The following is an 18107-nucleotide window of genomic DNA, read 5'->3' on the forward strand; positions in this document are numbered from 1 at the left end:
ACACGCCGCTCATGCACAAATGCGCTCTCCTACAGCATCAACGATGCTATAAAAAAGCGCATTTATACAGGATTTAGCCCGTTAAGAAGAAAGGCCTGACGGCGTCCTTTCTATAAGACGCCATCGTTTAAAAATCAATCAGGCCCACACTAATCAGCAGCGCGTCATCAACTTTACGCATCGTTTCATCGTCCAAATGCGTAATTTTGTCGGTTAGCCGCTGTTTGTCGATCGTTCGAATCTGCTCAAGCAGAACGACGGAATCCCGGTCAAAGCCATGTGCAGCCGCGTTCATTTCTACATGTGTAGGGAGCTTCGCCTTCTGAATCTGCGCGGTAATGGCCGCCACAATGACGGTCGGACTAAACCGGTTGCCGATATCATTCTGAATGACAAGAACAGGCCGCACTCCTCCCTGCTCCGATCCGACGACAGGTGACAGATCAGCAAAGAACACGTCTCCACGTTTTACGATCAAGCTCTACACCCCGCTTACAAGACGGCCGAGCGTGTGATCAGCCTCTACCTCCGCTTGAAAAGCTTCCGAGGCCATGTTCAAGTTGATTTTAGCCATCTCCAGATACCCACGCTGCATGGACTCGCGGATTTGCCGTTTCTTTCTTTCCACAAGGTACAGCTTCATAGCCTGCCTAATAAATTCACTGCGGTTAGAGTTCTCCTTAGCTACGATACCGTCAACCTCCTCCAGTAAATGATCCGGCAAGCTAATCATGATCCTCTTGGTGTTCTGCACATTGGCCACCGAACAAGCACCTCCAAAACTTTTCCACAACCTTTAATACACATTATTGCAATAATAAGGTCCCTCTATACTTCAACATATCTATGTCAGCGATATATCAAATATGCTGTACGAACATGACGTACTTTAGCGTCTTTAAACCCGACCTAGCATTAATTCGAGACAAATGGTGAAATCCCTCTTTTTTTGCGTAAAAATGGCATTTGAAATTTTTCCCGCACGCTTATGCTGTCAAATTAAAGGATTTACGACGGATAGCGCCTTTCCGTCCTTCATATAGACACGCGGTACACGAGCGGCCAGCATGCAGGTGACCTCATAATTAATCGTGCCCAAGTGCTTTGCAACCTCTTCTACAGAAATCCGCGCATTGCCCTGCTCGCCAATGAGTACGACCTCTTCACCTTGCTCTACGGCTTCTCCAGCTTCCGTCGCCGCTGCATCAAGCGCAATCATGCACTGATCCATGCAAATCGTACCGCGGACAGGAACCTTTACGCCACGGACGAGCGCTTGCGCTTTGCCTGTGAGCATCCGGCTAAAGCCGTCGGCATAGCCAATCGGGAGCGTGCCAATCCGCTCCTCGCCCTCTGTCACATAACGTGCGCCATAGCTGATGCCCCAGCCTGAAGGTGTATTTTTAACCATAACGATCTCCGTCTTGAGCGACAATACGGGCTCCAACTGCAGCTCATCGTGGCGCACCTCATCCGACGGGTAAAGGCCATACATACTGATGCCAAGCCGCAGCATATTGCCCGCAAGCTGCGGCGTATCCATGCCTGCAGCGCTGTTCGCCGCATGGATAATCGGAATGGGCAGTTCCTGCTGCAACACATAACGAACAATTTCCTGAAAGCGCTCATGCTGCAAAATCGTATAGCTTTTGTCATGCTCATCCGCACGGGAGTAGTGGGTAAATAAGCCTTCGACTTCAAGCTGGGGAACGGAAAGCGCCTTTTCGATAAAAGGGATAGCCGCATCCGCTCCAATGAGCCCAAGCCGTCCCATGCCGGAATCCACTTTAATATGAACCTTTAGCTTATGGTTAAAATGATCCTCATCCGGAGCTGGCAGCTTGGACGCAGCCTCCAAAACATCCTCACGAAACAAGGCTATCGTTATATCATGCTTTCTTGCAAGCCACAGCGCATCCGCCGCAACATAGCCGAGTACCAATATAGGGATGGAAATGCCTGCCCGTCTCAGCTCCAATGCCTCATCCAGAAAAGCGACCCCTAAATAATCGACTCCGCTGCTTGCAGCTTCCCGTGCAATTTCCACCGCTCCATGGCCATAAGCATTGGCTTTCACAGAAGCCATCAGGCGCACGCCCTCGCCCATATGCGCTCGAAACACGCTTAAATTGCGGCGCAGCGCATCCAAAGAAATTTCTACCCGTGTTGGGCGATAATACCCCTCCAAGTCGTTCACCTTCTCCTTATCCGGCAGCCCCATACATTAGGGCCAGTAAACATCAATAGTAATAATGTTATACGTTGCCGTCAGGACTGTCAATGAAATGACCGCCGGATTTGATTAGCACGTCTTGGAAATTCAGGGAGATTCCTATTTATCGACACCAGATTGCACGGATTGGGCAATTTTGATCATTTCGGTTTCTGGCAGCGCGGCGCTTGTCAGCCTGAATTGATCGCCTTCATAAGTCCAGCTGAGCGTTTGCTGCTCGGCTCCTGAGGTGAGCTCGCCCCACGTAAAGCCAAGATCCACCAAGGTGCCCGGTACGAGCGAAGCTGCTTGATCATGCGGCTGAGTCTGAATGAGCGAGAAGTCGTAAACGCCTGTATAACGAGTCAGCTGTCCAGGATTCCCAGCGAACTCCACATCACTGCTGTCTTTCCAAACGACGCCATCCGGCAAATAAGTCGGAGCCATCGTCAGGAATACCCCATCATCCGGCAGCGCACTTGTCTCATTGGCTTCCTCACCCGCATTCGAGCTGCCATCTGTATTTTGATCTGTACTCGCATTTTGATCACTGCCGGTGTTTTGCTCCGAATTGGCTTCTGTATTTGCATTGCCAGAAATGTCTGTGCTGCTGTCCACATCGTTCTGCCCGCCTGCGTTATTGTCTGAACCAGCAGCTTGATTATTGTTTGTGCCATTGTTATTGGCATTATCCTCAGGCATAGCCGAAGTCGCTTGTTCGCCTGTGCCGCTGCTCGATGGGGTCGACTTCATGTTGGCTTCTGTCTCGAATACACTTTTATCGAATTTGGAGCCAAATTCAAAGGTATTGAACTGCACCTCGACCATAAGTGCTGCATTGGCATCGCTGACCTCGACATGGACTGGCTTGTAGCTTGACTTGTCTAGCCAAATCTTTTGCCGCGCCAATGATCCATTATTGTAATTTGCCATGACGTCGAAGACGTAGGCACTTTCTTCAGAAGCAAATTGGCGCGAGTTATCAAGCAGAATGCTCTGCACCAGCGTCTGGTACAAATAAACCTGGCCTTGATTTTGCGGCCAATCGCTTTGGAAACGGAACACTTTATTGAGGCGTGGCGTCAGGACGAAAACGCCATCGTCATTGCGCAGTACAATTTGGGTAATGTCTTTTTCTTCATTAGTTAGCTTAATGCGATAATATTGCGGCTTCTGATATGATACTTCAACCTTGTAGGTAAGCGGCTGTTGTCCCGTATGCAGTGTCATTGTCCCGCTTCCTTGATAGCTTTCAAGCCCATTTACTACCTTGTCCAGATCCTTCACCACGGACTCGGCATCCTTCGTCCCGCAGGCAGCCAATACGAGTGAAAAACATAATATCATTGCCGCGGCCCATGTCATGCGACGCATTAAAATCATCCCCTCTTCACAATGTTTTGCCATCTGATTCATGTGTATGAGATAACTTGGACATTTATGCGGACTAGTTTGACAAGCTGGCTGTGAAAACGAAACAAAGCTTCCCCGCCATTTGTCGCGTTGATGCCCGTCTAAAGGCTAGTATGCTGAACGGACTGTGGTCCGTTACGTAATCTCGCGGAGCACCTTACAATAAGGACATAGACGAACACGGGAAAGGATGAACGATATGAAAAAATTATTTCGCTCAACTACGGACAGTAAGCTGACTGGTCTGTGTGGAGGTTTAGGACAATGGCTTGGCATTGATCCTACTATTATAAGATTGCTTGTTGTTGTTGCATCGCTTTTCAGCTTAGGTGCTGTCATACTTGCTTATTTCATTGCAGTATTGATTGTTCCAAAAGCTCCGCAAGGCGATTTCAGATTTGCTGATCACTACTAAAATTAATTTTGAGGAGAGATGATAAAATGGGAATTTTACAGCGTGTATTTAGTATGACGAAGGCAGCGGCCAATGAGATGTTAGATAAAATGGAAAACCCCGTGACCATGCTTAACCAATATTTGCGGGATCTGGACGAGGACATCGCAAACACTGAACGGGAGAGCTTGCATCAGCAAGCGCAAGAGCGTGTTTTAGAAGCTAAGCTCACTGAGCTGCAGCAACAAGCCGACTACTATGAAAGCAAAGCAGAGCAAGCGGTAGCAGGTGAACGCGAGGAAGAGGCCCGTGCTGCACTTGAAGCTAAACTAGCTTACGCCGATCAGCGCGAAGAAACCTCAAAGCTGGCTCAGCTAGCCAAGCAGAGCGCGTTCGAGCTCGGTCTTCGTCTCGAATCGCTTAAGGAAGAAAAAATCCGGCTGCAGGAAAAACGCAATGAACTCATTCTGCGCCTGAAGAAAACAGACGGGGCCACTGGCTATTCATCAGGAGATTCGTTGCAGGGAAGCTTCGCATCCCGAGGTTTTGACCGCATCGAGCAGAAGCTGATGGAACGGGAAGCACAGCAGGAGTTGTCTAAGGACCCCTATGGTGCGGGTCGTGGCACGGCAGTTAATACCCAGCAAAACGAGCAGCAAAGCGCAAGAGTAGAGGAAGAGCTGCAGCGGTTATTGCAGAAAAAATCTGTCAGCTAAGCATAAACGGCTCTCGCCGTCCTCTGGCGGCAAAGCTACCGTTTCGAGGGTGAAATATAAACAGGAGCCACTCCTTTAGCAGTCATACTGCTTTCTGAGTGGCTCCTGTTCTTTTTTACGGGCAATGTCCGTTATCCTCTTGAACGCCTTAGTCTCTTCCACAGCTGCTCAAAGCTTCGGTAAATCCATTTGGACTCCTTCGTAAGCAAAGGCCCTAGCACAGCAAGAATTAGGACGTACAGTACAGCAAATGATTGAATGGAGGCCATCAAGCCGCCCGCTTTGCCGATGTTCGCCATAATGATGGAGAACTCGCCTCGGGAAACGAGCGTAAAGCCTACATTAAGCGACGCCTTTGGCGTGATGCCTGAAATACGGCCCGCCAGCATGCCTGCTGCAAAATTTCCAATCAGCGTCAAAACGACCGCAATCAGCGTCATCCCTACCGCACCGCCCAAGGAGGCAGGCTCAATCGTTAATCCGAAGCTAAAGAAAAACAGCGCCCCGAAAAAATCGCGAAAGGGCAAAATCTGCTGCTCGATCCGCTTCACATGCCTAGATTCGCCCAGTACAAGCCCGATCATCAGCGCTCCGATTGCCTCTGCCACATGCAGCGTTTCCGAGAAGCCTGCGACAAGAAACAGCAGCGTCATAATCATCAGTAGAAACAGCTCTGACGATTTAATATTAAGCGCAAAATCAATATATTTAATAATTTTCCTGCCAATAAATAAAAATACAACGATGAATGCCAGGGCGGTCAAAGAGATCAGCAAAACGCTCCAGAATGAAGAGGCGCCGCTCAAGATGAGTCCCGTCAAAATCGAAATGTGCACCGCAATGAACAAATCATCAAACATGATCATGCCCATAATGATTTCCGTTTCCGGGTTAGCGGTTCTCTTTAAATCAACTAATACCTTTGCCACAATTGCAGTTGATGAGCTAGTCATAATACCGCATACGACTAGCGTTTCTTTGATGGGCAAGTCCCCGATCCAGCCAAGCAGCAGTCCTGATAGAAAATTCAGCGCTACGTAGAAGGAGCCGCCTACGATTATCGCTTTTCCTGATTTCAACAGCCGCTTCACTGAAAACTCCAGCCCTAAATAAAACAGCAAAAATAAAATGCCTAAACGTCCCATGAATTCGATAAAGGAGGAGCTCTCAATAAACCGCAAATCAATAATCCAAAAATGCGGCGCATGCGGTCCAACAGCCATTCCAATTAATATATAAAAAGGAATAACCGAGAAGCGAAGCTTCGCTGAAAGCAAGCCTGTCAGCGTAATGAGCGCCAGTGCCATCCCGACTTCAAATATGAGCGTCTCCATGGGCTAAAGCATCCCATTCAGTAAAAGTTTTTTTAATTGGTTCAGTTGAATGCGTTCACCTGCCACGACTAAGGTTACCCCTGGCGTAAACACGTATTCCGCGCCGGGATTAATATGCTTGGTCTTATCCTTCTCGACTACCGCTAGTATGGTCGCACCGGTCGTTTTGCGGATATCCAGCTCGCCAATCCGTTTGCCCACACATTTGGATAATGGCTCCAGCCGAATCCATTCGATAACTAAGCTATCTAACGCTATTTCCTGGTTTTCGAGAAATTTCGGCTTATAGGTGATGCCTGCAAGGATAGCCGATACGACTCTGGCTTCCTCGTCGTCAAGCGAAACCATTGACCGCATCTCATCAGGCTCATCAGCATCCATGTGAAACATATCCCGTCTTTCATCATTATGAACGACAATAACCAGTTGCTCCCCACCACGGGTGCGCAGGCTGTATTTTTGGCCAATACCCGGCAGTTCAGATTCTCTAAGATCCACTTATAGCTCCTCCTCCCTGGGAAAATGTGTTTTCTGCAAACGTAATGGAGGTGACACTGACACGCATTGCGCCAGCTGGCGTCGTTACAGAGATCAGCTCACCAAGACGTGCGAGCAGCAATTGCCTGCCAACAGGGGATAGAAACGAAATCAGGTTTTCGTCTGGATTGGCCTGCTCAGGCATCACAATGGTAAAAGAATCCTTCGTATCAAATTCAGGATATTCAATCGTAATATGGCTGCCAATAAGCACCATGGATTGAAGCTTTTCTTCCATTAGTACGTCCGTTTCCGAGAGAAGCTCTTGCACGACCTCCGTATACAAGAATAGAAATTGGTCCATCTCCATACGCTCTTTCCCTTGCATAACAAAATGGGCGTCGAGGAAACGTTTCTTCTCGACACCTAACACGGCAAGCTGCGCCATCAACTGTTCTTGTGCATAGGACATTCCGATACTATGGTTCATAGTAGACCTCACTCCCTATGCGCACATTACTGATTTCACACAAACAAAAAACCGCTTTTTTCATACTGCTCTCCTCCTAAAATAATATAAGGCCTCTTCGTCAGAGGCCTTATAACAAGCTTACCAAACAAATAATATATGTCCAGCTATTATTTAAATCTAGTGTGACAAGCTATGCTTTTTTAATACGGGAAAAGAGGTTGTACAGACGGTTGATTTCGTATAAACTACAATTGATAACAATTCTCATTTAATACTGGTAAGCTAAAGAATTAATCTAGCGCTATGCTGTTGAAAAATATAAATATAGAAGCTTCTTTACAAAGGAGGGGCGAAATATGAGAAAACCAGCTTCAGCCCTGCAAACGGGCAGCAGTTGCAGCTATTGGAAAAGGCAAGCCGCCACGGCGGATTTCGAGCAGCAAGCACCTGCTTTGAGCGATAACGATAATTGGCCTTCGGAATCCAAAGCCATGATAGACCGGACCATCCATTATATGAATGAAAAATATGCAGAAGGCATGACAAGGCAGAAGCTGTCCTCCATTGCAGGCATGAGTCTATGGCATTATTCCCATCAATTCAAGCATTGGGTTGGGCAAAGCCCCATTGATTATTTGAACCGCATCCGGATCAACAAAGCGAAGGAGCAATTGCTTCATTCTAATATGCGGATTAAGGAAATTGCAGAGCAGGTCGGCTTTGAAGATGAGTTTTATTTCAGTAGAAAGTTTAAAAAAGTGGCCGGCATAACGCCAAAACAATATGCCAATTGGACAAAAACACGAATAGCTTCCTTTTCATTTCCCTATGCCGGACATTTGCTCGCTTTAGGCATCATTCCGTGTGCCACACAGGTTGATCCGCAAAGGGACGTGCACCGCCATGCTTTTTTTCAGCATATTCCCTACCCGCTTAGACGCTCCAAACGAATGGAGCCGGACCTTGTGGACTATAATCGCAGTGCGCTTCAGCAGGCAAGACCCGAGCTCATTTTATGCGATGATATGGTGAATGAGCAGATTATAGGCTCAATCGGTAAAATCGCCCGCACCGTCGTCATTCCTTGGCTGGAGCTAGATTGGCGGCAGCAGTTCAGGCAAATTGCAGCTCTACTTGGTAAAGGAGAGGCTGCCGAATACTGGCTTGCCGATTATGACCAGAAGGCGGCCTGCGCTGGAGAACGGGTCCGGAAGCTTTTTCAAGGAGAGACCATTTCCATTATTCATCTCATGCAGGGACATATCGTTGTGTATGGAAGACGCAATGGAGGGGCTGTTTTATATGAGGATTTAAAATTAAACTGCCCCTATGATTCAGAAAATATATCGATTTTGCACGCGATTAAAGAGCAAGAGCTACCTATTTTTACGGGAGATCGTCTGCTGCTCATTATTGATTCTGACCAAGCATCGCAGCATGTATGGCAGCAGCTTCAGCATAGCAGCGTGTGGAAGCAGCTCAAGGCTGTAAGGGCGGGAAATGTGCGGCGAATACAGGAATGCCCCTGGCTGGACTATTCCCCTTTTGCCCACAATCTCATGGTAGAGCAGGTAGAAGGACTGTTTAAAATGAACTAAACACGAATGTCCATGTTTTGCGAAGCGGCGGGAGCGTATAATACGTTTTGATCATGATAAGCCTTAACATTATTTTCAAAACGGAGGTTTCAAGATGTATATGTACCGTCATTCCTTCCTGTCTGTTGCCCTTATTGCTGCTATTCTGCTGTTGTCAGCTTGTGGGAACAACTCGGGAAGCGGGCAGCCGTCCAGTTCAGCTTCTAACACGGTCTCAACTGCTTCGCCATCTACTTCTTCATCGGAAGCTGCTTTTGAACCACAAGCACTCAAGGTCACACATCCTTTCGGCACAACTGAGCTTCCAACGAGCCATGAGCGGATTGCTTCGATTAATCTAGAGGATATGCTGCTCGCATTAAATGTCCCTATTGTATTTGGAATGTCGATTGGCGAAGGTTATTATTTAAACGATCGGCTTAAGGAGCAAGGAGCCGCTTTGGAAATTTGGGGAGATAGCCTGAATCTCGAAGCGATTGTTGCAGCTCAGCCGGATTTGATTATTGCAAGCACCGCGATTATGCAAGAAGGATATGACAATCTTTCCAAAATCGCGCCCACCATCGTATATGATCGTGAGGATTGGAAAAATTCGCTTACAGCCATCGGACAAGCGTTAGGTATAGAGGATCAGGCCCAAGCGGTAATCAGCGCTTATGATACGAAGGCAGCCGATGCCAAAACAGCTCTGAATCAACTGCTAGCGGAAGGCAAAAGTGCTGCTTTCATCCGCATGACCGCTAAGGATTTCCGTGTTTATTTCCCTAATTATGTCGATGAAAAAACACAAATCGAATGGCCAACCTATCCCGGCGTTCTATACAATGAGCTAGGAATGAAGCTTGATCCAACCGTCCAGCAATGGCACAAGGAACAGCCGAATTTTCAAAATGCGACGATTTCACTTGAGATGCTGCCCGAATTGCAGGCTGACTACTTATTCGTTACGCTCGGCGGAGCCGGCAGCACGGATGAGGAAATCAAACAGGCGAAGGAAAGCTTCAGCACGATTGAGCAATCCGCTGTGTGGAAATCGGTGCCAGCCGTTAAAGCGGGCCATGTCATTTTCGTAAATGCAAGACATTGGATCAGCTCAGGCCCTCTGGCGAACAGCATGAAAATCGATGATGTTGTGGCAGAGCTCGGTTCATCTAATTAAATAGTCTAGCTAACAGGCTATAAAAAAAGCCGAACACCTCATCTTTATGGGGGGTTCGGCGAATTTCCTGTTTCCCCAATATGACTTTTTAAATCGCTGTTTAAATTAAGGTGTAACTATATTCGATTATTAAAAATGAGGACGATAAAGTCGATATACATACTAAAATGGTAAAGAGAGAGGAATTAAACCTAGCATGATGTTAAGCCAAAGTCGAGTGCCACATTACATAAAACAATTTGCCTGCATTGGTTCTGCCTGTGAAGATACTTGCTGCGCTTGGTGGGGGATCAGTATTGATAAACATACCTATATGAAATACCAATCGGTCACTAACACCAAATTAAAAAGCAAATTGAAACAAAACTTATCCATTAAACTGCAGGGTAGCGTTCAAGATTATGCTGAAATGCAGTTGAACCCGAATACAGGTGATTGTTCTATGCTTGATCAAGGAATGTGCTCTATTCAATTAGAGCTTGGTGAATCATACCTGTCCCAAACTTGCCGAACCTACCCCCGTGTCATTAATCAGGCAGGCAATGCCTTGGAAATGACAGCACAGCTTTCTTGCCCCGAGGTGGCCCGATTAGTATTGCTTGACGAGCAAGCGATGGAATTTGTAGACATCGATCTCGCTCACATCGGCTCCGTCACGTATAAACATAAAGCAGTTGCTACTCTGGATCAAAATCGCCCGGGGTTCTACTTTCCTGAAATACGCGAGATGATGATGGAAATTATGAAATATCGGGAATTCAGCCTGCCCCATCGCCTTATTCTGCTTGGTGTTTTCTGCGATAATGTCAACTTGCTGATGGATGAGAAAAAATATAAGGAGCTGCCTCAATTATGCGTTCAATTCCGGGAAGAGGTTTCCCACAACGATGAGCTGCGCAGTTATGATGTGTATCCGCTAGATCCTGTTTTTCAACTGCAATATTTGAATAATTATTTGATGGACATTTTGGATGCCACGATATGGAATGTCCGCTACAGGGAATGTATTCATGATTATAAACAAGGAATGACGCGAAATGGAAGTTCATTGGAAGCCATTGCAGGCGCCTATAATTACTCTTACGAGCATTATTACAAGCCATTTATGGATCAGCATGCGCATGTTTTGGAAAACTTCATTTTGAATCATTTACACAGCCGGATGCTTGCGGAAATGCATGTGAACATCCCCGTTTTTGACAGCTATCAAATGCTGGTCGCAGAATTTGCATTAATCAAACTGCATCTTATCGGAATAGCTGCGCACCATCAGCAATTAACCGAGGAGCTGACCGTAAAGCTCATTCAATCCTATACTAAAAATTATGAACATACCGCGCTGTTTCTTAAAAACATCCTCGATGATTTTAAAAAGCATGGCTATCATACACTGGGTTTTATGAGCCTGCTCATTAAAAATGACTAAAATAAAAAGTTCCGAACCTCCGCTGGAAGGATCGGAACTTTTTTATTTAGAGGTCGCTGTTCAAAGGATCGTAACGCACAAATACCGGAAAATAGCGCGGAGCCATTGTAAAGCTAAACTGCTGCTCCGTATTGTCCTTATAAGTAACAGTGTAATCACCAAGGTTGGTATCATAAACAATTTTCAGAAAGGTAAAATCGCTGCTCGCGTAATGAGAGCGCACATAATAATGGGAAGCTGCCTTAGCCGCATTTTCCTGAAACGCGCTTGTATTAACGAGTAAAATAAGCAAGGCCACTATGACTGTTGAAAAAAGAATAAAACGCTTGTACTGCATGTTACGCCTCCGCTTAAGCTCATGTAACGATTACGCGAATGTGCTTGTAATATCATTCCATTGCGACAGATCAGGCAGCTTCTGTGCTCCCCAATATTCAAGAAACATTCGAACAATCTCGCCTTTATCCGTCGTTTTGTAATCATAGTGTTTAAAAGAATCATCGGCATACACGAACCGGATTTCCACAACGAAGCCGCTCATGCCTTCCCCTTCGGTTGCGGCCTGCAAATAGATGCTGTTTTCCAGCGGCATGCTCGGCTCAAGCACGATAAATTCCTCATGATCCGGTTCAAATGCATATATGATATCCGTGATCAGCGACGCTTCAATCGCTTCTTTCTTAAATTCCGCATGATCCGTGATCAGCTTATATGTCAGTTCTGCTTTCCCCATAAAAGCACCTCCCAGCCAAGGCCATTATGCCCTGGAACTCAAAAAACATGATTTCACAATTGTATCATACGTCTATAACCCGATAATATCAGTCTGCCGACTGATTATTGACCTCAGCCATGCCAATAGAACTAGCTTTTACAATCTTGGGCGACACATCAGCTAAGCTGTATTAAAATTAAGCTAGTCCATTTTTATGGAAGGAGCCCTCAGATGCTTGATTTTACTAACAGCAATAACAGTTGCCTACCTGGAGCGTTGTTTCACTTGCAGACGGTTCAGGTCATTACTGGCTCTGCCGTGCCGCTTCATCTAGGAAACTCCGCGCGCAGCTACAGCCTGATTTTAATGCAAGCAGGCGCATGCAATCTTCTCACTGATGATGGAGAGCTGCTGCTTGAAAACAGCGGCTGTTTGCTGCCGCCCGGCACTGTTACTGCCATACATGCTGTCAATTCCCTTCCTTTCCATTGCACCATCATTTGCTTTACTACCAGCGAACAGCTAAACCACGACACATTGCCCACCAAACGGACTTCACCTGAACAGCAATGGTCTACTGAGCTTGCCCATGAGCATGCAGATGAGCTTGCTCCTTATTTCGGCAGGCTATCTGCCCAGCAAACCAGGCAGATGCTGCCGCTTGCTGAGCGACTCTATACTGCTATTGAACCGCCATATCCTCTAGCGTTAGCAGCCAGATTGCAATGCCACTCTCTTCTATATGAGCTGCTGCTTATCCTTATGGATACACATGCTCCTGATAAGACTGGCGAAACAATGACATCAGCGGAAGCAGCAAGCCGTACAGCAGCCTATATAAACGACCACTACAAAGAGCCGCTGTCCAGGCAGCAGCTTGCTGATATGGCTGGGCTCAGCCCGTGGTATTATTCCCAGCTGTTCAAACAAGAGCATGGTGTCAGCCCTATGGATTATCTAGTCAACATCCGCATGCGCCACGCGAAGGAAATGCTGCTGCTGTCCAAGCATAATCTAGAGCATATCGCTCAGCAAAGCGGGTACAGCAGCGAGTATTATTTCAGCCGGATTTTCAAGAAAAAGCTGGGTCACGCCCCTACGGTATATATGAAAAACACGGAACAGCGGTTAGCCAATTTATGTTATCCCTTTGATGGACACTTGATGGCACTTGATATGAACAGCTACGCATCGCATGTAGATATGCTGGCTAACCATCGAAGCACCTACTTTCATAAAATCAGCTATCCGTTAGCCAGTGGCACAGATCCAGAACGGAATTTGCGTATTTTGCGCCAAGCCAGTCCTTATCTCATCGTCAGAGAAAAAAATCAAATGCTGCAAAACGATGAGCATCTTCGCTCTATCGCTCCCGTATTCGAAGTATGCTGGGAGCTCGGCTGGCGCAAGCATTTACAGGAAATTGCCGGTGTGCTGCGCCGGGAGAAGCATGCCGAGCAGTGGTTAGAAATCTATGAACAGCAAGCAGCAAGCGTACGCCGCAAAGCTATTCAGACCTATGAACGTGCTACTTCTGTCATTCTCGTCATCTACGAGTCTGAGCTGTATTTATACGGCAGGCGAAATATCGGAGATGTGTGGTTCAACGATTTGCAAATGCGTGCTCCATTTCCACTCGAACATCTGCCGTTTAAAGAGAAAGAAACGACGCTTGAGGAGCTCACGCAATGGGATGCGGATATCATTTTGCTGCATATTTATGAAGATAACCTTTCCCAGAGCTATGCCCGAATGCTTCAGCAGGACCCCCGATGGCATACGCTTAGCGCGGTGCGAAAGCAGCGGGTCTTTCCACTGCAAGGGCCAGCGTGGCGCGAATATTCTGCCTACTCTCATATGCTTATGCTTAAGCGATTTGACCAAATACTAAGCGCCTATTAAAAGTCAAGCACCCTCCTCCGCACATTTGTGCGAAAACATCGCTCAAACAGCTATGGAGGTTCTCCAAAAAGCGTGCTATCTTTGATAACTGTATTGAGAACTTTTATCAAATGGAGGGTAACGTATGAACGCTGTAAGATTAAACAGAGAGATTGGAGCCGCTTTGCTGCTCCTTATGTGCATGCTGCTCGCCGCTTGCGGAAGCAACGCAACAAATCAAGGAGTTGATCCTTCAGCCATTCCTTCAGCTAATACAGTGGAGAATAAGGCGGAGGTCTCGGCTGCGCCAGGCGGAAAGGAAATTAAACATTTAATGGGCGTTACGCAGATTCCTGCTAAGCCGCAGCGCGTATTCGTCATGCAAAATGAATATGCCGATCATATGCTGACCATTGGCGAGAAGCCATATGCCATTTTGGTCACTCCACAATATAATGACAAACTGCTGCCTTATATTGCAGACAAGCTTGAAAATGTTGAGCTAGTAAAGGGCGGCAGCGAAGGGCTGAACCTGGAGGAAATACTTGAGCTTAAACCCGACCTCATTCTTTCCGGGAAAGCTGTAGGCGAACAAGCATACAACGAGCTTTCGAAAATAGCGCCTACTGTGGTGCTCGGTGTTCCCAACCGCAGCGAGACCGCGTCAAAGGATCCTAATGCCGGCCTTGTCGCCGATGACTGGCAAATCGATTTGATGAAGGTCGCCGAAATTTTCGGCAAGGAGGATATAGCGAAACAGGAAATCGCTAAGCTCGGCGAGAAGCTGCAGGCAGTGAGCGCTGAAATTGCCTCCTTGCCAAGCAAAAGAATCGCTTATATTCGCGTGCGTGACAATGAGCTGCAATTGTATGGGACAGAGGGCCATCCGCTTAATTATTTATTGTTCGACAAGCTTGGCTTCCAACCATCAGCCCTTTCTCAAGTGGATCGCATTGATTTATCACAGGAAAAAATTCCAGAGCTTGGCGCAGATTATATTTTTATGCAAGCAGACGGTGCTGATGGCGAGAAGCTGATGGGAGAAATCACGCAAAGCTCACTGTGGCAAAACGTCGATGCCGTCAAAAAAAATCAGGTTTTCATTCCTGAATATTGGCTTTACTTGAGCTGGGGCAAGCTCGGCCGGGAAGTGATCATCGATCAAATTGTTGGGTTTATTAAATAAAACATGATGAGTGAACTATTGGAACAAGAGCCTCGGCAAGATGCTCTCCTATACATTCGAGAGCGGTTTTGTATCAGCATGCAGAGGCCGGGAGAGCCTGCCTATCCTTTTTCGTCTGGTGACCTGCTCAAGCCCGAAGCTTTGAAACCTATACTGGCAGCTCAGGCTGAACAACTCGGCCATCCAGATTCGATTGTGACAGGCACCTTATTTGCCAAGCGATATTCTGTTTTGGCAATGGGACTCGTCGCTGCCTTCAGCTTGTTTGATTGTATGATGGATATAAGGCTGGAAAATATCCGGTTTAAAGTAACGAAGGAAGCGGAAATGGAATATCAAATTTTACAATCTCCTATCCGCTTGTTGTCTGCTGAAAAAGTTGAACTGAGGAGTATAGCAGCGGCCGATTTCGCCAGCGACCTCTTTCTGGAGCATATTAACCCCGTATTTGCAGCAATCTCTGCTTGTACCGGGGCAAAGCTTGCTCATATGTGGTCACTTGTCTCTCATAATATTCAAAACTTATTTCTGCAGCTCGAGCTTCAACGCCTCAGTGAGGTGGGCGCATCCCAGCGACGAAGACTGCTCTCTGCTGATCGCGAGCTTCTGCTAGCGCCCTTGCTGCATACGCCATCAGCCGATTTTGAAAATCCGCTGACGTTGAAGCTGCACCGCTTCTCACACGAAACGCGTCAAGATGAGTCTTTTTATTTACGTAGGCATTGCTGCCTTGCTTACCGTCTATCCTTGGATGGAGAAGAGCATGGCTACTGCCTTACCTGTCCCAAAGCAACGGTACAAGAAAGGCTCGCCAAATGGGCTGATGAATGCTAAGCACAGGTCGTTAAGGGTCGTTAAGGGTCGTTAAGGGTCGTTAAGGGTCGTTAAGTAAAGTGATCGAAAGCGATAACTATTATTTACTAGGCAAGCAAAAATGTTAGTTGTGCGCTAAAAGCGAGACAGCTGCGTTTTTGCTTGCTTTGTGTTTTCGAGTGTAAAGTTTAATAGTCTTTCCTTCTTGCTTGCGCTCCCCTTCCCGGAGCTCTATTGACAATGGCAAGCAGGCTATTTAAAATGGGAAGCATCCATGTGTAACCGATTACACATCATATACTCAAAAAACAAGAGGTGTCCATATGTCTCAAGCGAAAATTACTGTTATTGGCAGTTTGAATATTGATATGGTGACAGAAACGGATGTTATGCCAAATCAAGGGGAGACGCTAATGGGTAACGCATTTTCCAGCTTTACAGGTGGAAAAGGAGCCAATCAGGCAGTGGCCTGCGCAAGGCTTGGTGCTGCGGTTACCATGATTGGCTGCGTCGGCGAGGATGCGATGGCACAGCAGCTGAGGGATGCGCTTGGCGCCGAAGGCATCGATTTGCAATATGTGAAAACGGTTCCTCATAAAGCAACCGGCATCGCTGCCATTACCGTCACTGAAGGTGACAATCGCATTATCGTCATTCCTGGTGCAAACCACTGCTTGCTTCCTGAAGATGTCCTTGCATTAAAGGATGTCATCGCCGCCTCAAATATGGTGATGCTGCAGCATGAAATCCCGCTTGAAACGGTCGAAGCTTCTATCAAGCTCGCCCATTCACTGGGTATTCCTGTAATTTTGAACCCGGCACCTGCTGTGAGATTGCCGGAAGAATTGCTTGCTCAGCTTTATCTCATTACGCCAAATGAATCTGAGCTCGCTATAGTGACCGGATTAGAGCGCCAGCAGACACCGGAATCTTTACTCGAACGCTATCCATACCCAATCGTAATGACAGCAGGCAGCAGTGGAGCCTTTTACAAATCAGCGGATGGGGAGCAAGGTCATATTACAGGGCATAAGGTCGAAGTCGTAGATACGACCGGTGCGGGCGATACGTTTAACGGCGCATTGGCTGTGAGGCTAAGCGAAGGGGCAACACTAGAGGAAGCAGTCCAGTTTGCCGTTGCCGCAAGCGCATTGTCCGTCACGAAGCTTGGTGCCCAAAGTGGAATGCCGCTTCGCCAAAATGTCGATGCATTTATTGTGGAATCCTCCAACTAAGGCCACACTATTGAAAGGATTTTGCCCTAAATGACTACGATTAGAGATGTCAGCAAGCTGGCTGGCGTATCGGTTGCCACTGTCTCGCGGCTGTACAATAAGAGCGGATATGTGAGCAAGGAAGCGCAGACCGCCATTCAAGCCGCCGCCGAGAAGCTGAACTACAAGCCCAATACGATTGCCAGAAGCCTTGCAGGCAAAAAGACAGCTGCAGTCGCTTTAATGGTACCCGACATTTTGAACCCTTTTTTCCCGGAAATTGCCCGTGCAGCTGAGGATGCAGCCGCTTCCCAAGGCTATACGCTCGTGCTCTGCAACACGGACAATAATCCCGACAAGGAAAAAATGTATATAGAAGCGTTAATCAATAAACAAATTGACGGCATTATTATATCTTCTTATACGGTTTCGCCAGAGCAGATTATTGCCTTGCAGAAGCGGTCGATTCCAATTGTCGTCATTGATAAAAGCTTTCCTGACCATCCGATTGTGACGATTACAGCAGCTAATCGTTATGGCGGTCAGCTCGCTGTGCAGCATTTGCTGGATGCTGGCTGCGGCAAAATCGCCCATATATGCGGGCCCTCGCATGTGCATTCCGCGCGTGAGCGGACGCTAGCTTATGAGGATATATGCTCTGGTCTGCCGTGGTTTTCATCCAGTCTAACTGCGTTCGGCCATTTCAGCGTTGCGGGAGGCTGCGAGGCGATGAAAAATATTTTACGCCAGCATCCCGATGTTGACGGCGTTTTCGCCGGCAATGACCTCATGGCGGCCGGTGCACTTAAGGCGCTGCATGAGCTCGGCATATCCGTCCCCTCCCAGCTAAAGCTAATTGGCTTCGACGGTATTCGGATGGATATGGTATATCCCGAGCTGTCCACCGTTTCCCAGCAAATTTATAAGATCGGCAAAACCGCTATGGACTATTTAATTCGCCTGATCAACAACGAGCCTATCGAGCAATGCAATTACGAGCTGGAGGTAGAGCTGCTCCAGAAAGCATCGACCTGATTTCGGCATGCTGCTAAACAGGAAATCAAAGGTTTGGTGTGGCATAATAAAAGATAGCCAGG

The 18107-nt window shown here is 47.2% G+C and carries 19 protein-coding genes; 10 read left to right on the plus strand and 9 right to left on the minus strand.

All coding sequences use genetic code 11. The features are described 5' to 3' along the window. Positions 1–127 precede the first annotated feature (127 nt). The 4 genes from ACSR9A_RS18920 to ACSR9A_RS18935 all read right to left on the minus strand — a co-directional run bounded on the left by ACSR9A_RS18920 (position 128) and on the right by ACSR9A_RS18935 (position 3586). A complete protein-coding gene (locus ACSR9A_RS18920) occupies positions 128–478 on the minus strand; it encodes a type II toxin-antitoxin system PemK/MazF family toxin (RefSeq protein ID WP_046233824.1) in 351 nt (116 codons plus the stop codon). A gap of 3 nt (positions 479–481) precedes the next feature. Then, positions 482–763: a CopG family ribbon-helix-helix protein gene (locus tag ACSR9A_RS18925; protein WP_046233825.1), complete on the minus strand. Its 282-nt coding sequence runs from the start codon at positions 761–763 to the stop codon at positions 482–484. A 231-nt stretch (positions 764–994) separates the two neighbouring features. Continuing rightward, positions 995–2188 (minus strand): alanine racemase, encoded by a 1194-nt coding sequence (alr, locus tag ACSR9A_RS18930; RefSeq protein ID WP_473758921.1) that lies wholly within the window; start codon positions 2186–2188, stop codon positions 995–997. Positions 2189–2332: 144 nt separating this feature from the next. Continuing rightward, positions 2333–3586, minus strand: coding sequence for a LolA family protein (locus ACSR9A_RS18935; protein ID WP_473758858.1), 1254 nt, complete (start codon positions 3584–3586; stop codon positions 2333–2335). A gap of 238 nt (positions 3587–3824) precedes the next feature. Between ACSR9A_RS18935 and ACSR9A_RS18940 the strand changes: the two genes are divergently transcribed. Both ACSR9A_RS18940 and ACSR9A_RS18945 read left to right on the plus strand, forming a co-directional pair. Continuing rightward, complete coding sequence (locus ACSR9A_RS18940; RefSeq protein ID WP_046233828.1) at positions 3825–4040, plus strand: PspC domain-containing protein; 216 nt, start codon at positions 3825–3827, stop codon at positions 4038–4040. Between the two features lie 26 nt (positions 4041–4066). Beyond that, positions 4067–4735 carry a PspA/IM30 family protein gene (locus ACSR9A_RS18945; RefSeq protein WP_473758860.1) on the plus strand — a complete coding sequence of 223 codons (669 nt, stop codon included), beginning with the start codon at positions 4067–4069 and terminating at the stop codon, positions 4733–4735. A gap of 131 nt (positions 4736–4866) precedes the next feature. Here ACSR9A_RS18945 and ACSR9A_RS18950 read toward each other — a convergent pair whose 3' ends face one another. The 3 genes from ACSR9A_RS18950 to ACSR9A_RS18960 are packed head-to-tail and all read right to left on the minus strand — an operon-like array spanning position 4867 to position 7036. Further along, positions 4867–6069, minus strand: coding sequence for a cation:proton antiporter (locus ACSR9A_RS18950; protein ID WP_341279290.1), 1203 nt, complete (start codon positions 6067–6069; stop codon positions 4867–4869). 3 nt (positions 6070–6072) lie between these two features. Further along, positions 6073–6567 (minus strand): cation:proton antiporter regulatory subunit, encoded by a 495-nt coding sequence (locus tag ACSR9A_RS18955; RefSeq protein ID WP_473758862.1) that lies wholly within the window; start codon positions 6565–6567, stop codon positions 6073–6075. Beyond that, the gene (locus tag ACSR9A_RS18960) at positions 6557–7036 is read right to left on the minus strand and encodes a GreA/GreB family elongation factor (protein ID WP_473758864.1); all 480 of its coding nucleotides are present in this window, start codon (positions 7034–7036) and stop codon (positions 6557–6559) included. Before ACSR9A_RS18960 ends, ACSR9A_RS18955 begins: the two co-directional genes overlap by 11 nt. Before the next feature lie 338 nt (positions 7037–7374). On the opposite strand from ACSR9A_RS18960, the gene ACSR9A_RS18965 reads away from it, so the two are divergent. The 3 genes from ACSR9A_RS18965 (at position 7375) to fliB (ending at position 11201) form a co-directional block, all read left to right on the plus strand. Continuing rightward, positions 7375–8616 carry a helix-turn-helix domain-containing protein gene (locus ACSR9A_RS18965; protein ID WP_473758866.1) on the plus strand — a complete coding sequence of 414 codons (1242 nt, stop codon included), beginning with the start codon at positions 7375–7377 and terminating at the stop codon, positions 8614–8616. 94 nt (positions 8617–8710) lie between these two features. Further along, positions 8711–9775 (plus strand): ABC transporter substrate-binding protein, encoded by a 1065-nt coding sequence (locus ACSR9A_RS18970; protein ID WP_473758868.1) that lies wholly within the window; start codon positions 8711–8713, stop codon positions 9773–9775. A 199-nt stretch (positions 9776–9974) separates the two neighbouring features. Further along, a complete protein-coding gene (gene fliB / locus ACSR9A_RS18975; protein ID WP_473758922.1) occupies positions 9975–11201 on the plus strand; it encodes a flagellin lysine-N-methylase in 1227 nt (408 codons plus the stop codon). Positions 11202–11247: 46 nt separating this feature from the next. On the opposite strand, the gene ACSR9A_RS18980 is transcribed toward fliB, so the two are convergent. Continuing rightward, positions 11248–11538 carry a hypothetical protein gene (locus ACSR9A_RS18980; protein ID WP_473758870.1) on the minus strand — a complete coding sequence of 97 codons (291 nt, stop codon included), beginning with the start codon at positions 11536–11538 and terminating at the stop codon, positions 11248–11250. 30 nt (positions 11539–11568) lie between these two features. Next, positions 11569–11934, minus strand: coding sequence for a hypothetical protein (locus tag ACSR9A_RS18985; RefSeq protein WP_473758872.1), 366 nt, complete (start codon positions 11932–11934; stop codon positions 11569–11571). Between the two features lie 213 nt (positions 11935–12147). On the opposite strand from ACSR9A_RS18985, the gene ACSR9A_RS18990 reads away from it, so the two are divergent. The 5 genes from ACSR9A_RS18990 (at position 12148) to ACSR9A_RS19010 (ending at position 18045) form a co-directional block, all read left to right on the plus strand. After that, the gene (locus ACSR9A_RS18990) at positions 12148–13818 is read left to right on the plus strand and encodes a helix-turn-helix domain-containing protein (protein WP_473758874.1); all 1671 of its coding nucleotides are present in this window, start codon (positions 12148–12150) and stop codon (positions 13816–13818) included. Positions 13819–13942: 124 nt separating this feature from the next. Then, positions 13943–14983, plus strand: coding sequence for an ABC transporter substrate-binding protein (locus tag ACSR9A_RS18995; RefSeq protein ID WP_473758876.1), 1041 nt, complete (start codon positions 13943–13945; stop codon positions 14981–14983). 78 nt (positions 14984–15061) lie between these two features. Then, a complete protein-coding gene (locus tag ACSR9A_RS19000; protein ID WP_473758878.1) occupies positions 15062–15817 on the plus strand; it encodes a hypothetical protein in 756 nt (251 codons plus the stop codon). 302 nt (positions 15818–16119) lie between these two features. Then, positions 16120–17031, plus strand: coding sequence for a ribokinase (gene rbsK / locus ACSR9A_RS19005; RefSeq protein WP_473758880.1), 912 nt, complete (start codon positions 16120–16122; stop codon positions 17029–17031). A gap of 30 nt (positions 17032–17061) precedes the next feature. Further along, a complete protein-coding gene (locus tag ACSR9A_RS19010; protein WP_473758882.1) occupies positions 17062–18045 on the plus strand; it encodes a LacI family DNA-binding transcriptional regulator in 984 nt (327 codons plus the stop codon). Positions 18046–18107 lie beyond the last annotated feature (62 nt).

The sequence above is a fragment of the Paenibacillus sp. R-74696 genome, from assembly GCF_055814915.1.